Raw genomic sequence first — 12,560 nt, forward strand, 5'->3', positions numbered from 1 at the left:
TCGCCTGTCATGCCACGTAGCCTTAAGAAGGGCCCGTTCGTGGACGACCACCTCATGAAGAAGGTGGATGTCCAAAACGACAAGGGCACCAAGTCCGTCATCAAGACGTGGTCGCGGCGCTCCATGATCGTGCCGGAGATGATCGGTCACACGATCGCCGTGCACGACGGCCGCAAGCACGTCCCGGTGTTCATCAACGACGCCATGGTCGGGCACAAGCTCGGGGAGTTCGCCCCGACCCGTACGTACCGGGGTCACGTCAAGGAAGACCGCCGCAGCCGCCGAGGCTGAGCGCGCACCGTAGGAGAGAGGGAACAGCGATGGAAGCCAGGGCCCAGGCGCGATTCATTCGCGTCACGCCCAGGAAGGCCCGCCGCGTGGTGGACCTCATCCGTGGCATGTCGGCCACGGAGGCTCAGGCGGTGCTGCGTTTCGCCCCCCAGGCCGCGAGCGAGCCGGTCGGCAAGGTGCTCGACAGCGCCATCGCCAACGCCGGGCACAACTTCAAGCTCGACACCGACACGCTCGTCGTGAGCCGTGCCTGGGTCGACGAGGGCCCGACGCTGAAGCGGTTCCGGCCGCGCGCACAGGGCCGGGCATACCGCATCAACAAGCGCACCAGCCACATCACCGTGATCGTGGAGCCGAAGCCGGACAAGGCCTCGGCCGGCGCCGGACGAGCGTCTGAGCGTGCCTCGGGCACGAGTAAGGCGAGGAGGACCCGATAATGGGCCAAAAGATCAACCCATACGGGTTCCGTCTGGGCATCACCACGGACTTCAAGAGCCGCTGGTACGCCGACAAGCTCTACAAGGAGTACGTCAAGGAAGACGTCGCGATCCGGCGCATGCTCCAGAAGGGCATGGACCGGGCGGGCATCTCCAAGGTCGAGATCGAGCGCACCCGTGACCGGGTCCGCGTGGACATCCACACGGCCCGTCCCGGCATCGTCATCGGCCGGCGCGGTGCGGAGGCCGACCGGATCCGTGGCGACCTCGAGAAGCTGACCGGCAAGCAGGTCCAGCTGAACATCCTCGAGGTCAAGAACCCGGAGATCGACGCGCAGCTCGTCGCCCAGGGCGTGGCCGAGCAGCTGTCCAGCCGCGTCGCGTTCCGCCGTGCCATGCGCAAGGCGATCCAGAGCGCGATGAAGAGCGGTGCCAAGGGCATCAAGGTCCAGTGCGGTGGCCGGCTGGGTGGGGCGGAGATGTCCCGTTCGGAGTTCTACCGCGAGGGCCAGGTCCCGCTGCACACGCTGCGCGCCGACATCGACTACGGCTTCTACGAGGCGCGTACGACCTTCGGCCGCATCGGCGTCAAGGTGTGGATCTACAAGGGCATCGCCCCGGCGACCCGGGCGGAGCGCGAGGCCAAGGCCGCCGCGCAGCGCGCGGGTGCCGGATCCGGCGGCGGTGGCGGCGCGGACCGTCGTGGCGGTGGCCGCGGTGGTGACCGTCCGCAGCGTCGTGGCGGTGCCGGCGGCGCCCGTGGCGGTGGCCGCGGTGGCGACCGCGGTGCCGCGCCCAAGCAGAGTCCCGAGTCTCCGGCGTCCGACGTGACCGCTTCGGCGACCGCCCCGACTGGTGAGGGGAGCTGAGTGACCAATGCTGATCCCTCGCAAGGTCAAGCACCGTAAGCAGCACCACCCCCGCCGTCGTGGCATGGCCAAGGGTGGCACCAAGGTAACATTCGGTGAGTTCGGCATTCAGGCCGTCGAGCCCGCCTATGTCACCAACCGGCAGATCGAAGCCGCTCGTATCGCGATGACCCGGCACATCAAGCGTGGCGGAAAGGTCTGGATCAACATCTTCCCGGACCGTCCGCTCACCAAGAAGCCGGCCGAGACCCGCATGGGTTCCGGTAAGGGTTCGCCCGAGTGGTGGATCGCCAACGTCAAGCCCGGCCGGGTCATGTTCGAGCTGGCCGGAGTTCCGGAGCCGCTGGCTCGCGAGGCCATGCGCCGCGCGATGCACAAGCTTCCCATGAAGTGCAAGTTCGTGAAGCGTGAGGTGGGTGAGTAATGGCCAAGGCTCTTACCGCCGACGACCTGCGGACGCAGCCCGAGGAAGAGCTGGTCTCCAAGCTGAAGGAAGCCAAGGAGGAGCTGTTCAACCTCCGCTTCCAGGGCGCGACCGGTCAGCTCGAAAGCCACGGGCGGCTCCGGGCCGTGAAGCGCGAGATCGCCCGCATCTACACCGTGATGCGGGAGCGGGAGCTCGGCATCGTCACGGTCGCCGAGGAGCCCGTGGAGGACAAGAACGATGACTGAGCAGCAGACGCACGTGCGTGGCAACCGCAAGGTCCGCGAGGGCCTCGTCGTCAGCGACAAGATGGACAAGACCGTCGTCGTCGCCGTCGAGGACCGCGTGAAGCACGCGCTGTACGGCAAGATCATTCGTCGTACGACGAAGTACAAGGCACACGACGAGGCCAATGAATGTGGCATCGGCGACCGGGTCCGCCTGATGGAGACCCGTCCGCTGTCGGCCACCAAGCGCTGGCGCGTCATCGAGGTGCTCGAGAAGGCCAAGTAAGAGGAACTGCGGGGGGCGACGCCCCCCGCACTCCCCCCTGACCGGGGGCTGAGACCACCCAGCAGGGGCAAATCCGCCAGGCTCGCAAGAGAACCGGTGTGACACACAGGAGTTGGACGTGATTCAGCAGGAGTCGCGACTCAGGGTCGCCGACAACACGGGTGCCAAGGAGATTCTTTGCATCCGTGTGCTCGGCGGTTCGGGTCGGCGCTACGCGGGAATCGGCGACATCATCGTCGGGACGGTGAAGGACGCCCTTCCCGGTGCCGGCGTCAAAAAGGGTGACGTCGTGAAGGCGGTCGTGGTGCGGACCCGCAAGGAGCGCCGGCGCGCCGACGGCTCCTACATCCGCTTCGACGAGAACGCGGCTGTGCTCATCAAGGACGGCGGGGACCCGCGCGGCACGCGCATCTTCGGCCCGGTGGGCCGGGAGCTTCGGGAGAAGAAGTTCATGCGCATCATCTCGCTTGCGCCGGAGGTGCTGTGATGAAGATCAAAAAGGGTGACGAAGTGATCGTCATCGCAGGCAAGGACAAGGGCGCCTCGGGCAAGGTCATCTCTGTTGACCGGGTCCGCCAGCGGGTCACCGTCGAGGGCTGCAACCTGGTGAAGAAGAACACCAAGGCCGATGCCCAGGGCAAGGGCGGCGGGGTCATCACCGTGGAAGCGCCGCTGCACGTGAGCAACGTGCAGATCTCCGTGGACGGCAAGCCGACCAGGGTCGGCTACCTGATCAAGGACGACGGCACGAAGGTCCGTGTTTCGCGCCGCACCGGCAAGGAAATCTGATGACCGAGACCACCACCGAGGCGCAGCCTCAGGAGATCCCGCAGCCGCGGCTCAAGCTCCGCTACCGCGAAGAGATCGCGAAGGCGATGCAGGAGCAGTTCGGCTACGCCAACGTCATGCAGATTCCCGGGCTGACCAAGATCGTGGTCAACATGGGTGTCGGTGAGGCGGCGCGGGACGCCAAGCTCATCGAGGGCGCGGTGCGCGACCTCACCCTGATCACCGGTCAGAAGCCGGCCGTGAACCGGGCCAAGAAGTCCATCGCGCAGTTCAAGCTCCGCGAGGGCATGCCGATCGGCGCGCACGTCACGCTGCGCGGCGACCGCATGTGGGAGTTCCTGGACCGGCTGCTGTCGCTGGCACTGCCCCGGATCCGTGACTTCCGCGGCCTGTCGCCCAAGCAGTTCGACGGCCACGGTAACTACACCTTCGGCCTGACCGAGCAGGTGATGTTCCACGAGATCGACCCCGACAAGACGGATCGTCAGCGGGGCATGGACATCACCGTGGTCACGACCGCGAAGACGAACGACGAGGGCCGGGCGCTGCTGAAGCTCCTGGGCTTCCCCTTCAAGGAAGCCTGATGGCTTCGTGGCAGTTGTCGCTTGCGGCGACTGACGATCGCAACAAGGAGAACTGATGGCGAAGAAGGCATTGATCGCCAAGGCGGGCCGGAAGTCGAAGTTCGGCGTGCGCGCGTACACTCGGTGCTCGCGTTGTGGCCGCCCGCGCGCGGTCTACCGGAAGTTCGGCCTGTGCCGGATCTGCTTCCGGGAGATGGCGCACCGCGGCGAGCTGCCCGGTATCACCAAGTCGAGCTGGTAGCCGACCTCCCGCCTGATCGCGCGACTCGCGTGATCGCGGTGGGGAAGGCCAGGGAAATAACCACCGGGTGCCTGACGAAGGCGCCCATGACCGCGCCAAAGGTCCGTACGGAAACCGTGGCGAGGGAGGGCCTGTAGGCCATGACGATGACCGACCCGATCGCAGACATGCTGACCCGTCTGCGTAACGCGAACTCGGCGTACCACGACACCGTGGGCATGCCGTATTCGAAGATCAAGGCACACATCGCCGAGATCCTCCAGCAGGAGGGGTACATCTCCGCCTGGCATGTGGAGGACGCGGAGGTCGGCAAGAAGCTCGTCGTCGACCTGAAGTTCGGGCCGACGCGTGAGCGTTCGATCGCCGGAATCAAGCGCGTGTCGAAGCCCGGTCTCCGGGTGTACGCGAAGAAGGACAACCTGCCGAAGGTCCTGGGCGGACTGGGCGTCGCGATCATTTCGACGTCCTCCGGGCTCATGACCGACAAGCAGGCCGGCAAGAGAGGCGTAGGTGGGGAAGTCCTCGCCTACGTCTGGTAGAGGGGAGGGACCACAGAATGTCGCGCATTGGACGTCTGCCCATCTCCGTGCCCGGTGGTGTGGACATCAAGATCGAGGGCCAGGCCGTCACGGTCAAGGGTCCCAAGGGCGAGCTCTCGCACACGATCGCCGAGCCGATCGTCGCCGAGCTCAAGGACGGCACCGTCACGGTGACCCGTCCCAACGACGAGAACACCAACCGGGCTCTGCACGGCCTGACCCGGACGCTGATCCACAACATGGTCGTCGGCGTGACCCAGGGTTACAGCAAGACGCTGGAGATCGTCGGCGTCGGCTACCGGGTCACCGCCAAGGGCAAGGACCTCGAGTTCGCGCTCGGCTACAGCCACCCGGTGCCCGTCCAGGCGCCGGAGGGCATCACCTTCACCGTCGAGCGGCCCACGGTCTTCAAGGTCGAGGGCATCGACAAGCAGAAGGTCGGCGAGGTCGCCGCCAACATCCGCAAGCTCCGTAAGCCCGACCCGTACAAGGGCAAGGGCGTGCGGTACCAAGGCGAGCAGATCCGCCGCAAGGTCGGAAAGGCTGGTAAGTAGTCATGGCTGGCACCAAGACCCTGGCCCGCAAGGCCACGTCGGCGCGGACCCTTTCGAGGACCCGCCGGCACCTTCGGGTCCGCAAGAAGGTCGTCGGCACCGCCGTGCGGCCGCGGCTGGTCGTGACTCGTTCGGCCAAGCACGTTTTCGCTCAGATCATCGACGACACGGTCGGCCACACCCTCGCGTACGCGTCGACCCTCGAAGCAGACCTGCGCGCCGAGTCCGGCGACAAGACGGCCAAGGCCAAGAAGGTCGGCGCACTGCTGGCCGACCGGGCCAAGGCGGCCGGCGTCAACTCGGTCGTGTTCGATCGCGCCGGCAACAAGTACCACGGTCGCATCGCCGCGCTGGCCGACAGCGCGCGCGAGGGAGGTCTGGACTTCTGATGACCTCCACGCAGCCTGGCAAGGCGCGTCTGCGACACGACGCAAATGAGAAGAGGAACCACTGATGGCAGCTCCACGTCGAGGCGGCGGCCAGGGCGGCGAGCGGCGCGACGGTAAGCGCGACGACCGCCGCGGTGGCGCCGACAAGGGCACGTCGTACATCGAGCGGGTCGTCGCGATCAACCGTGTCGCGAAGGTCGTCAAGGGCGGCCGGCGCTTCAGCTTCACCGCGCTGGTCATCGTCGGCGACGGCAACGGCACGGTCGGTGTCGGCTACGGCAAGGCCAAGGAAGTGCCCGCGGCGATCGCCAAGGGCGTCGAAGAGGCCAAGAAGCACTTCTTCAAGGTGCCGCGCATCCAGGGCACCATCCCGCACACCTCCCAGGGTGAGGAGGCGGCGGGCGTGGTCCTGCTCAAGCCTGCCAGCCCCGGTACCGGTGTGATCGCGGGTGGCCCGGTGCGCGCCGTCCTGGAGTGCGCGGGCATTCATGACGTGCTGTCGAAGTCCCTGGGGTCGTCGAACGCGATCAACATCGTGCACGCGACCGTGGCGGCGCTCAAGCAGCTGAGCCGGCCCGAGGAGATCGCGGCCAAGCGCGGCCTGCCGATCGAGGACGTCGCTCCCGCGGCCATGCTGCGGGCGCGTGCCGCCGGCTCGGAGCCCAGGGCGGAGGCCACGGCATGAGCCAACTGAAGATCACCCAGATCAAGGGCAAGATCACTGAGAAGCAGAACCAGCGTGACACGCTGCGTACGCTGGGCCTGCGCCGCATCGGCCAGTCGGTCGTCCGTGAGGACCGGCCCGAGGTACGCGGCATGATCCGGACGGTGGCGCATCTGGTCACCGTCGAGGAGGTGGACTGAGATGGCGGCACCTCTGAAGCTGCACCACCTGCGCCCGGCGCCCGGGGCCAACAAGGCCAAGGTGCGCAAGGGCCGCGGTGAGGCTTCGAAGGGCAAGACGGCGGGTCGCGGCACCAAGGGCACCAAGGCCCGCGGTAGCGTCCCGGCCGGGTTCGAGGGTGGCCAGATGCCGCTCATCCGGCGGGTTCCGAAGCAGCGAGGCTTCACCAACCCGTTCCGGGTCGAGTACCAGGTCGTGAACCTGGGCAGGCTGGCCGAGCTCTACCCGGAGGGCGGCGAGGTCACCGTCGAGGGCCTGGTGGCGAAGGGCGCGGTGCGTCCCAACCAGCCGGTCAAGATCCTCGGCAACGGTGAGATCTCGGTGGCGGTTCAGGTGAAGGTCAATCGCTTCTCCTCATCCGCCAAAGAGAAGATCGTCGCTGTCGGCGGATCCGCCGACGAGCTGTAGATGAGGGAGCGGGGGGTCGGCCTTCGCTGGACTCCGGTCGGCAAGACCGTGGGTTCGGCTTGGGGCTTGCCCCCCGCTGGTGCTGTTAGAGTTCGACGGGCGGTGGCCGAATTTCCGGCTCCGCCCACCATCTACCCGGGGCCGCCGGCGGCCGTAGGTCGGGAATTCGCGCAGGAGGAATGGTGCTGACCGCGTTCATTCGGGCTTTCCGTACGCCCGACCTGCGCAAGAAGCTGCTGTTCACGCTCTTCATCATCGCGGTGTTCCGCCTCGGCGCGCAGTTGCCGACGCCGGGCGTGGACATCTCAGCGGTGAAGACGTGTATCGACGGTGCGAGCAAGGGCAACCAGGCGGGCGTCTACGGCCTGGTCAACTTGTTCAGCGGCGGTGCGTTGCTCAAGCTCTCGATCTTCGCGCTCGGCATCATGCCGTACATCACCGCGAGCATCATCCTGCAGCTGCTCACCGTGGTGATCCCACGCCTGGAGACCTTGAAGAAGGAAGGCCAGGCGGGCACCACCAAGATCACACAGTACACACGGTATCTGACCATCGGCCTGGCGATCCTGCAGTCGACCGGCATCGTCGCGATGGCGAGCACCGGCAACCTGTTCCCCCAGTGCCAGCAGCAGATCCTGCACGACAACAAGGTCTTCACGATCGCCACCATGGTGGTCTGCATGACCGCCGGCACCGCTGTGATCATGTGGCTCGGTGAGCTCGTCACCGACAAGGGCATCGGCAACGGCATGTCGATCCTGATCTTCACCCAGGTCGTCGCGGTCTTCCCGGCCGAGTTCTGGGGCATCTACAAGAGCAAGGGCGGCTTCACCTTCGCCATGGTGCTCATCGTGGGCATCGCGATCGTGGCCGGGGTGGTCTTCGTCGAGCAGGCGCAGCGCCGGATCCCTGTGCAGTACGCCAAGCGCATGGTCGGCCGCCGCATGTACGGCGGGACCTCGACCTACATCCCGCTGAAGGTGAACCAGGCCGGCATCATCCCGGTGATCTTCGCCTCGTCGCTGATGTACCTGCCCGCGCTGGCCGCGCAGCTGTGGTCGGACAACAAGTTCCTGGCCAACACGGTCGCCCCGTACCTCAAGCAGGACAATCCCTGGCACATGGGCGCGTACTTCTTGCTCATCGTGTTCTTCACGTACTTCTACGTCGCGATCACCTTCAACCCCACTGAAGTGGCCGACAACATGAAGAAGTATGGTGGCTTCATCCCAGGTATCCGTCCGGGCAGGCCGACCGCCGAATACCTCGACTACGTGCTCACCCGGATCACCACCCCCGGTGCGCTCTACCTGGGTCTGATCGCGCTCATACCGATGATCGCCTTTGCGTTGATGGGGGCGACCGAGAACTTCCCGTTCGGCGGTACGAGCATTCTGATCGTCGTCGGCGTGGGGCTGGATACCGTGAAGCAGATCGAGAGCCAACTTCAGCAACGCAACTACGAAGGTTTCCTGCGGTAGTGCGTATCGTGCTCGTGGGTCCCCCCGGAGCGGGCAAGGGGACGCAGGCCCAATTCATCGCATCTCACCTGTCCATCCCGAAGATCTCGACAGGTGACATCTTCCGCGCCAATGTCAGCGGCGGCACCGATCTCGGTCTGCTCGCCAAGCAGTACATGGACCGCGGTGACCTGGTTCCCGACGAGGTGACCATCGCGATGGTGCAGGACCGGCTCGCCGAGGACGACGCCCAGGAGGGCTTCCTGCTCGACGGGTTCCCACGAAACGTCCCACAGGCGGAGACGCTCAAAGAGATCCTCGCCAAATGGGACGAAAAGCTCGATCTCGTGCTCGAACTGGTGGTCGATGAGGACGAGGTCGTACGCCGCCTCTCCGGCCGCCGTACCTGCGCGCAGTGCGGGCGGATCTCGCACGTGCTCTTCGACGAGAAGCGCGACGACAAGTGCGACCACTGCGGTGGGCAGCTCTTCCAGCGTGACGACGACCAGGAGGAGACCGTCCGGCATCGGCTGGAGGTCTACCAGGAACAGACCGCCCCGCTGGTGTCGTTCTATGCCGATGAGGGCATTCTGGTAGGCCTGGACGCCACCGGTCCGGTGGACGAGGTCACAGAGCGGGCGCTGGCCACGCTGCGCCCGTTCAACTCCTGATCTGATCCTGATCGGATCGGGGGCACCGGCCGGCCCTCCGGGCCGATGCCGATGATCGGTCCGTGGGTCGCCGTCCGGCGTGAGCGCCCGGGGCACATGGGCAACAGAGCAGGAGCAACACGTGTGGAAGAGGCGTAGGCCGTTGATTCAGGTCAAGAGTCCGGACCAGATCGAGCTCATGCGGGCCGCCGGACTCGTGGTCGGGCGCACCCTGGAGCGGCTCCGCGAGGCCGTCAAGCCCGGCGTGACCACCGCCGACCTGGACCAGCTCGCCGAGGAGTCCATCCGGGACCAGGGCGGGATCCCGTCGTTCCGGGGCGTCCCGGGGCCGCTGACCCCCTTTCCCGCGGTCATCTGCGCCTCGGTGAACGAGGAGATCGTGCACGGCATCCCCAGCGTGCAGCGGGTGCTGAACGAGGGCGACATCATCTCCATCGACTGCGGTGCCATCGTCGACGGCTGGCACGGGGACGCGGCGATCACGGTGCCGGTGGGGGAGATCACCCCGGAACTGCAGACGCTGCTGGACGTCACCGAGGAGTCCCTGTGGCGCGGCCTGGCGGCCGGACAGGCCGGGGCCCGGCTCACCGACATCAGCCACGCGATCGAGACCTACATCCACAGCCAGGGCCGGTACGGCATCGTCGAGGGCTACGGCGGGCACGGCATCGGCACGGAGATGCACATGGAGCCGCTGGTTCCCAACCACGGGGCCCCCGGCTACGGGCCCGAGCTGATCCCCGGGGTGTGCCTGGCGATCGAGCCGATGGTCAACCTGGGCGCCAAGGGCACCGACGAGCTGGGCGACGGCTGGACCGTGGTCACCTCGGACGGGCGGCAGTCCGCGCACTTCGAGCATTCCTTCGCGGTGACCGAGGACGGCCCGTGGGTGCTGACCGCACTGGACGGCGGCAGAGAACGGATCGCGGAACTCCGCAGCGCGTAGGCTCGTCCTAAGGGTGAAGCCTGGTTGGAGGGACCCCGATGGCGTTGAACCCCGACATACGAGCGTCCGATGCCGACCGGGACCGGGTGGCAGCGGCGCTGCGTGAGCATTCCGTCGAAGGCCGCATCACGCTGGACGAGCTCAACGAGCGGCTGGAGGCCACCTACAGCGCCAAGACGCTCGGTGAGCTGCAGGCCGTGACCTCCGATCTGCCCGAGCACGACGCCTACCAGCTGCCGATCCCGGCGACGCAGCGCTCCCGCTCGGCGCCCGCCAACCGGCATCCGCACGACGTCTACCAGAAGGGCGTACGGGCCGCCTGGGCCTCGTGGGCCTCGGTCAACCTCGTCTGCTTCGTCATCTGGCTGTTGACCACCATCGGCACCGTGGCGGGCGGCCACGGGATGCAGTACCCCTGGTTCGTCTGGGTGGCCGGCCCGTGGGCGGCGGTGATCCTGGCCGGCCAGATCTTCGGCCCCAAGCCGCGCAGGTGACGCCCGCGGGATGCCCGGTACGGCGTCCGGTGGCGGTGCGTCAGGCGGTGGCGGGTCAGGCGGTGGCGCGGACGGCGGTGCTGAGGGCGGCCACGACGGTGCGGGGATCCGGCGCCACGTCGGGGATGACCTCTCGCAGGGCGAGCCAGCCGTTGATCGCGCGGGCGGTGGGGCCGGCCTCCTGGATCTGCGGGTCGTCGATGCCGTACCACTGCGCCACCTGGGACCATCGCCACAGCCGGTGCCGCGGCGTGGAGGTCTCGGAGGCGGGGAAGTGACCCGGGCCGCGCGCTCCCTTGATCGACAGGCGGACGGACTCGATGGTGCGCCCGACCCGCTCGGCGATCTCACGCATGGACAGCAGGGGATCGGCCTCCACCCGCAGCACCGTGAGGCCGGGCGCGCTGGCCTCGAGGTGCCCGACCACCTCCAGGACCGCCGCGGCCAGGGAGTGCGCCTCCCAGGAGCAGCCGGCCTGGCCGGGATGGTCCGCCGACTGGGCGTCACGGACGAAGCCGACCGTCACCTCACCGCGGGTACGCTGGAAGAGCTGATCGAGCTCGGGTTCGAAGAACGGTCGGCTGAGGACCAGCTCGAAGCCGTAGACCGGCATCTCGCCCTCCCTCCGGGTTCCTGCGACACCCCCTGAGAAAACCTTACTGTTGGAAACGTACAACCAGTCTGTGGCTTGGAAAACCGGCAGGTACGGCAACCGGTCTCTCATGGAGTGTGTAAGGATTTCGCATTACCGCGCCCGGTGACGTAGACTCCCTAGTCGGTCCTGTGTCGACTCCCGAATGAGTGGCGCGTCTGCGCCTTGGGGTGGCAGGCGCCAGGGTTTCACGCCCTCGCAGCGGACCGAATCCAGACGAGCCGAGCAGCGAAACGCGGAGGACATGGCCAAGAAAGAAGGGGCCATCGAGATCGAAGGCGTCGTCGTCGAGTCGCTCCCGAACGCCATGTTCCGGGTGCAGCTGGACAACGGGCACAAGGTTCTCGCCCACATCAGCGGCAAGATGCGGATGCACTACATCCGGATCCTGCCGGATGACCGCGTGGTCGTGGAACTGAGCCCGTACGACCTCACTCGCGGTCGGATCGTCTACCGGTACAAGTAAAACGCACTGGGGTTGCCTTCTCTGCGCACGGCTGCGCAGGGACGACCCTGGCCCCTGGGGGATCTCTCCGGGGGGGATGCGGGGGCCATCGCCTCCGCAGGTGAGGAGACCCAGTGAAGGTCAAGCCGAGCGTCAAGAAGATCTGCATGAAGTGCCGTGTGATCCGCCGTCATGGTCGGGTCATGGTGATCTGCTCTGACCCGCGTCACAAGCAGCGGCAGGGCTGAGACGGCCCGACGGGCTTACCGCAAGACCAGCAGTACCCGTAAGACCAGCAGTACCAGTAGGACCCGCAGTACCAGCCACAACAGAACGCGCGTATCGCAAGCCGTCGCACGGTCGCCGTATGACCCCTCGAGGTCGTACGGCATGGCTGTGTGAAGGGGACCCCCGGTCGGAGGCCGGGGCCGAACCCCGGCAGTGCCCCTCGCGGGGCGCCCGGGTGAGGGTCGCGATGCGTAGGACCTCCGTGAAATGAAGGGAAACCGTCCGACGATGGCACGCCTCGTTGGCGTCGACCTCCCGCGCGACAAGCGCCTAGAGGTCGCACTCACGTACATCTTCGGCATTGGACGCACCCGTGCGCTCGAGACCCTGAGGGAGACCGAGATCAGCGGTGACCTCCGGGTCCACCAGCTCGGGGACGAAGAGCTGGTGAAGCTGCGCGACTGGATCGACGCGCACTACCAGATCGAGGGTGATCTGCGCCGTGAGATCCAGGCCGACATCCGCCGCAAGATCGAGATCGGTTGCTACCAGGGCATCCGGCATCGCCGCGGTCTTCCCGTGCACGGTCAGCGCACGCAGACCAACGCACGCACCCGCAAGGGCAAGAAGAAGACCGTGGCCGGCAAGAAGAAGGCCGGCAAGAAGTAGCCCTGTGGGGGCGGAGTCCCCCGCATGGACCGATGACCTCAGGAGTTTAGAGA

Annotated in this window: 24 protein-coding genes; 23 read left to right on the forward strand and 1 reads right to left on the reverse strand. The window is 66.8% G+C overall.

What is annotated here, in order from left to right:
* The first annotated feature begins 9 nt into the window (after positions 1-9).
* From rpsS to ACRYCC_RS01255, 20 genes are all read left to right on the forward strand, one after another.
* The gene (rpsS, locus tag ACRYCC_RS01160; protein ID WP_433807715.1) at positions 10-291 is read left to right on the forward strand and encodes a 30S ribosomal protein S19; all 282 of its coding nucleotides are present in this window, start codon (positions 10-12) and stop codon (positions 289-291) included.
* Between the two features lie 29 nt (positions 292-320).
* Positions 321-728: a 50S ribosomal protein L22 gene (gene rplV, locus ACRYCC_RS01165; protein WP_433807717.1), complete on the forward strand. Its 408-nt coding sequence runs from the start codon at positions 321-323 to the stop codon at positions 726-728.
* Entirely contained in the window at positions 728-1,597 is an 870-nt protein-coding gene (gene rpsC / locus ACRYCC_RS01170; RefSeq protein ID WP_433807719.1) for a 30S ribosomal protein S3, read from the forward strand. The genes rplV and rpsC overlap by 1 nt, the downstream gene beginning before the upstream one ends.
* A 7-nt stretch (positions 1,598-1,604) precedes the next feature.
* The gene (gene rplP / locus ACRYCC_RS01175) at positions 1,605-2,021 is read left to right on the forward strand and encodes a 50S ribosomal protein L16 (protein WP_433807721.1); all 417 of its coding nucleotides are present in this window, start codon (positions 1,605-1,607) and stop codon (positions 2,019-2,021) included.
* The gene (gene rpmC, locus ACRYCC_RS01180; RefSeq protein ID WP_433807723.1) at positions 2,021-2,269 is read left to right on the forward strand and encodes a 50S ribosomal protein L29; all 249 of its coding nucleotides are present in this window, start codon (positions 2,021-2,023) and stop codon (positions 2,267-2,269) included. The genes rplP and rpmC overlap by 1 nt, the downstream gene beginning before the upstream one ends.
* On the forward strand, positions 2,262-2,534 hold the full coding sequence (gene rpsQ, locus ACRYCC_RS01185; protein WP_433807725.1) for a 30S ribosomal protein S17: 273 nt from the start codon (positions 2,262-2,264) through the stop codon (positions 2,532-2,534). Before rpmC ends, rpsQ begins: the two co-directional genes overlap by 8 nt.
* 118 nt (positions 2,535-2,652) lie before the next feature.
* Positions 2,653-3,021 (forward strand): 50S ribosomal protein L14, encoded by a 369-nt coding sequence (rplN, locus tag ACRYCC_RS01190; protein ID WP_433807727.1) that lies wholly within the window; start codon positions 2,653-2,655, stop codon positions 3,019-3,021.
* Positions 3,021-3,323 (forward strand): 50S ribosomal protein L24, encoded by a 303-nt coding sequence (gene rplX, locus ACRYCC_RS01195; protein ID WP_433807729.1) that lies wholly within the window; start codon positions 3,021-3,023, stop codon positions 3,321-3,323. Before rplN ends, rplX begins: the two co-directional genes overlap by 1 nt.
* A complete protein-coding gene (rplE, locus tag ACRYCC_RS01200; RefSeq protein WP_433807731.1) occupies positions 3,323-3,907 on the forward strand; it encodes a 50S ribosomal protein L5 in 585 nt (194 codons plus the stop codon). The genes rplX and rplE overlap by 1 nt, the downstream gene beginning before the upstream one ends.
* A gap of 55 nt (positions 3,908-3,962) precedes the next feature.
* Positions 3,963-4,148, forward strand: a complete 186-nt coding sequence (locus tag ACRYCC_RS01205) for a type Z 30S ribosomal protein S14 (protein WP_433807733.1) — start codon at positions 3,963-3,965, stop codon at positions 4,146-4,148.
* 140 nt (positions 4,149-4,288) lie between these two features.
* Complete coding sequence (gene rpsH / locus ACRYCC_RS01210) at positions 4,289-4,687, forward strand: 30S ribosomal protein S8 (protein ID WP_433807735.1); 399 nt, start codon at positions 4,289-4,291, stop codon at positions 4,685-4,687.
* A gap of 17 nt (positions 4,688-4,704) precedes the next feature.
* On the forward strand, positions 4,705-5,241 hold the full coding sequence (rplF, locus tag ACRYCC_RS01215) for a 50S ribosomal protein L6 (RefSeq protein WP_433807737.1): 537 nt from the start codon (positions 4,705-4,707) through the stop codon (positions 5,239-5,241).
* Positions 5,242-5,243: 2 nt separating this feature from the next.
* Positions 5,244-5,630 (forward strand): 50S ribosomal protein L18, encoded by a 387-nt coding sequence (gene rplR, locus ACRYCC_RS01220; RefSeq protein ID WP_433807739.1) that lies wholly within the window; start codon positions 5,244-5,246, stop codon positions 5,628-5,630.
* Positions 5,631-5,691: 61 nt separating this feature from the next.
* Positions 5,692-6,315, forward strand: coding sequence for a 30S ribosomal protein S5 (rpsE, locus tag ACRYCC_RS01225; RefSeq protein ID WP_433809886.1), 624 nt, complete (start codon positions 5,692-5,694; stop codon positions 6,313-6,315).
* The gene (gene rpmD / locus ACRYCC_RS01230; RefSeq protein WP_433807741.1) at positions 6,312-6,494 is read left to right on the forward strand and encodes a 50S ribosomal protein L30; all 183 of its coding nucleotides are present in this window, start codon (positions 6,312-6,314) and stop codon (positions 6,492-6,494) included. Before rpsE ends, rpmD begins: the two co-directional genes overlap by 4 nt.
* 1 nt (position 6,495) lies before the next feature.
* Positions 6,496-6,942: a 50S ribosomal protein L15 gene (gene rplO / locus ACRYCC_RS01235; protein WP_433807743.1), complete on the forward strand. Its 447-nt coding sequence runs from the start codon at positions 6,496-6,498 to the stop codon at positions 6,940-6,942.
* A 182-nt stretch (positions 6,943-7,124) separates the two neighbouring features.
* The gene (gene secY / locus ACRYCC_RS01240) at positions 7,125-8,423 is read left to right on the forward strand and encodes a preprotein translocase subunit SecY (protein ID WP_433809887.1); all 1,299 of its coding nucleotides are present in this window, start codon (positions 7,125-7,127) and stop codon (positions 8,421-8,423) included.
* Positions 8,423-9,073, forward strand: a complete 651-nt coding sequence (locus ACRYCC_RS01245; protein ID WP_433807745.1) for an adenylate kinase — start codon at positions 8,423-8,425, stop codon at positions 9,071-9,073. The genes secY and ACRYCC_RS01245 overlap by 1 nt, the downstream gene beginning before the upstream one ends.
* A 121-nt stretch (positions 9,074-9,194) precedes the next feature.
* The gene (gene map, locus ACRYCC_RS01250) at positions 9,195-10,019 is read left to right on the forward strand and encodes a type I methionyl aminopeptidase (protein WP_433807747.1); all 825 of its coding nucleotides are present in this window, start codon (positions 9,195-9,197) and stop codon (positions 10,017-10,019) included.
* A 38-nt stretch (positions 10,020-10,057) separates the two neighbouring features.
* Positions 10,058-10,513, forward strand: coding sequence for a DUF1707 SHOCT-like domain-containing protein (locus ACRYCC_RS01255; protein ID WP_433807749.1), 456 nt, complete (start codon positions 10,058-10,060; stop codon positions 10,511-10,513).
* Positions 10,514-10,568: 55 nt separating this feature from the next.
* On the opposite strand, the gene ACRYCC_RS01260 is transcribed toward ACRYCC_RS01255, so the two are convergent.
* Positions 10,569-11,126, reverse strand: a complete 558-nt coding sequence (locus ACRYCC_RS01260; protein WP_433807751.1) for a hypothetical protein — start codon at positions 11,124-11,126, stop codon at positions 10,569-10,571.
* A 283-nt stretch (positions 11,127-11,409) separates the two neighbouring features.
* On the opposite strand from ACRYCC_RS01260, the gene infA reads away from it, so the two are divergent.
* The 3 genes from infA (at position 11,410) to rpsM (ending at position 12,507) form a co-directional block, all read left to right on the forward strand.
* Positions 11,410-11,631, forward strand: a complete 222-nt coding sequence (infA, locus tag ACRYCC_RS01265; protein ID WP_187234325.1) for a translation initiation factor IF-1 — start codon at positions 11,410-11,412, stop codon at positions 11,629-11,631.
* A gap of 113 nt (positions 11,632-11,744) precedes the next feature.
* Positions 11,745-11,858 (forward strand): 50S ribosomal protein L36, encoded by a 114-nt coding sequence (rpmJ, locus tag ACRYCC_RS01270; protein WP_433807753.1) that lies wholly within the window; start codon positions 11,745-11,747, stop codon positions 11,856-11,858.
* Positions 11,859-12,126: 268 nt separating this feature from the next.
* Positions 12,127-12,507, forward strand: coding sequence for a 30S ribosomal protein S13 (rpsM, locus tag ACRYCC_RS01275; protein ID WP_433807755.1), 381 nt, complete (start codon positions 12,127-12,129; stop codon positions 12,505-12,507).
* Positions 12,508-12,560 lie beyond the last annotated feature (53 nt).

Origin of the sequence: Actinomadura scrupuli (assembly GCF_050971785.1) — a bacterium.
In the GTDB taxonomy this organism is placed as follows: Bacteria; Actinomycetota; Actinomycetes; order Streptosporangiales; family Streptosporangiaceae; genus Actinomadura_E; species Actinomadura_E scrupuli.

Coding starts and splice junctions, on each gene's coding strand:
- rpsS (WP_433807715.1), top strand. CDS start 10: ATGCCACGTAGCCTTAAGAAGGGCCCGTTCGTGGACGACCACCTCATG.
- rplV (WP_433807717.1), top strand. CDS start 321: ATGGAAGCCAGGGCCCAGGCGCGATTCATTCGCGTCACGCCCAGGAAG.
- rpsC (WP_433807719.1), top strand. CDS start 728: ATGGGCCAAAAGATCAACCCATACGGGTTCCGTCTGGGCATCACCACG.
- rplP (WP_433807721.1), top strand. CDS start 1,605: ATGCTGATCCCTCGCAAGGTCAAGCACCGTAAGCAGCACCACCCCCGC.
- rpmC (WP_433807723.1), top strand. CDS start 2,021: ATGGCCAAGGCTCTTACCGCCGACGACCTGCGGACGCAGCCCGAGGAA.
- rpsQ (WP_433807725.1), top strand. CDS start 2,262: ATGACTGAGCAGCAGACGCACGTGCGTGGCAACCGCAAGGTCCGCGAG.
- rplX (WP_433807729.1), top strand. CDS start 3,021: ATGAAGATCAAAAAGGGTGACGAAGTGATCGTCATCGCAGGCAAGGAC.
- rplE (WP_433807731.1), top strand. CDS start 3,323: ATGACCGAGACCACCACCGAGGCGCAGCCTCAGGAGATCCCGCAGCCG.
- ACRYCC_RS01205 (WP_433807733.1), top strand. CDS start 3,963: ATGGCGAAGAAGGCATTGATCGCCAAGGCGGGCCGGAAGTCGAAGTTC.
- rpsH (WP_433807735.1), top strand. CDS start 4,289: ATGACGATGACCGACCCGATCGCAGACATGCTGACCCGTCTGCGTAAC.
- rplF (WP_433807737.1), top strand. CDS start 4,705: ATGTCGCGCATTGGACGTCTGCCCATCTCCGTGCCCGGTGGTGTGGAC.
- rplR (WP_433807739.1), top strand. CDS start 5,244: ATGGCTGGCACCAAGACCCTGGCCCGCAAGGCCACGTCGGCGCGGACC.
- rpmD (WP_433807741.1), top strand. CDS start 6,312: ATGAGCCAACTGAAGATCACCCAGATCAAGGGCAAGATCACTGAGAAG.
- rplO (WP_433807743.1), top strand. CDS start 6,496: ATGGCGGCACCTCTGAAGCTGCACCACCTGCGCCCGGCGCCCGGGGCC.
- ACRYCC_RS01255 (WP_433807749.1), top strand. CDS start 10,058: ATGGCGTTGAACCCCGACATACGAGCGTCCGATGCCGACCGGGACCGG.
- ACRYCC_RS01260 (WP_433807751.1), bottom strand. CDS start 11,126: ATGCCGGTCTACGGCTTCGAGCTGGTCCTCAGCCGACCGTTCTTCGAA.
- infA (WP_187234325.1), top strand. CDS start 11,410: ATGGCCAAGAAAGAAGGGGCCATCGAGATCGAAGGCGTCGTCGTCGAG.
- rpsM (WP_433807755.1), top strand. CDS start 12,127: ATGGCACGCCTCGTTGGCGTCGACCTCCCGCGCGACAAGCGCCTAGAG.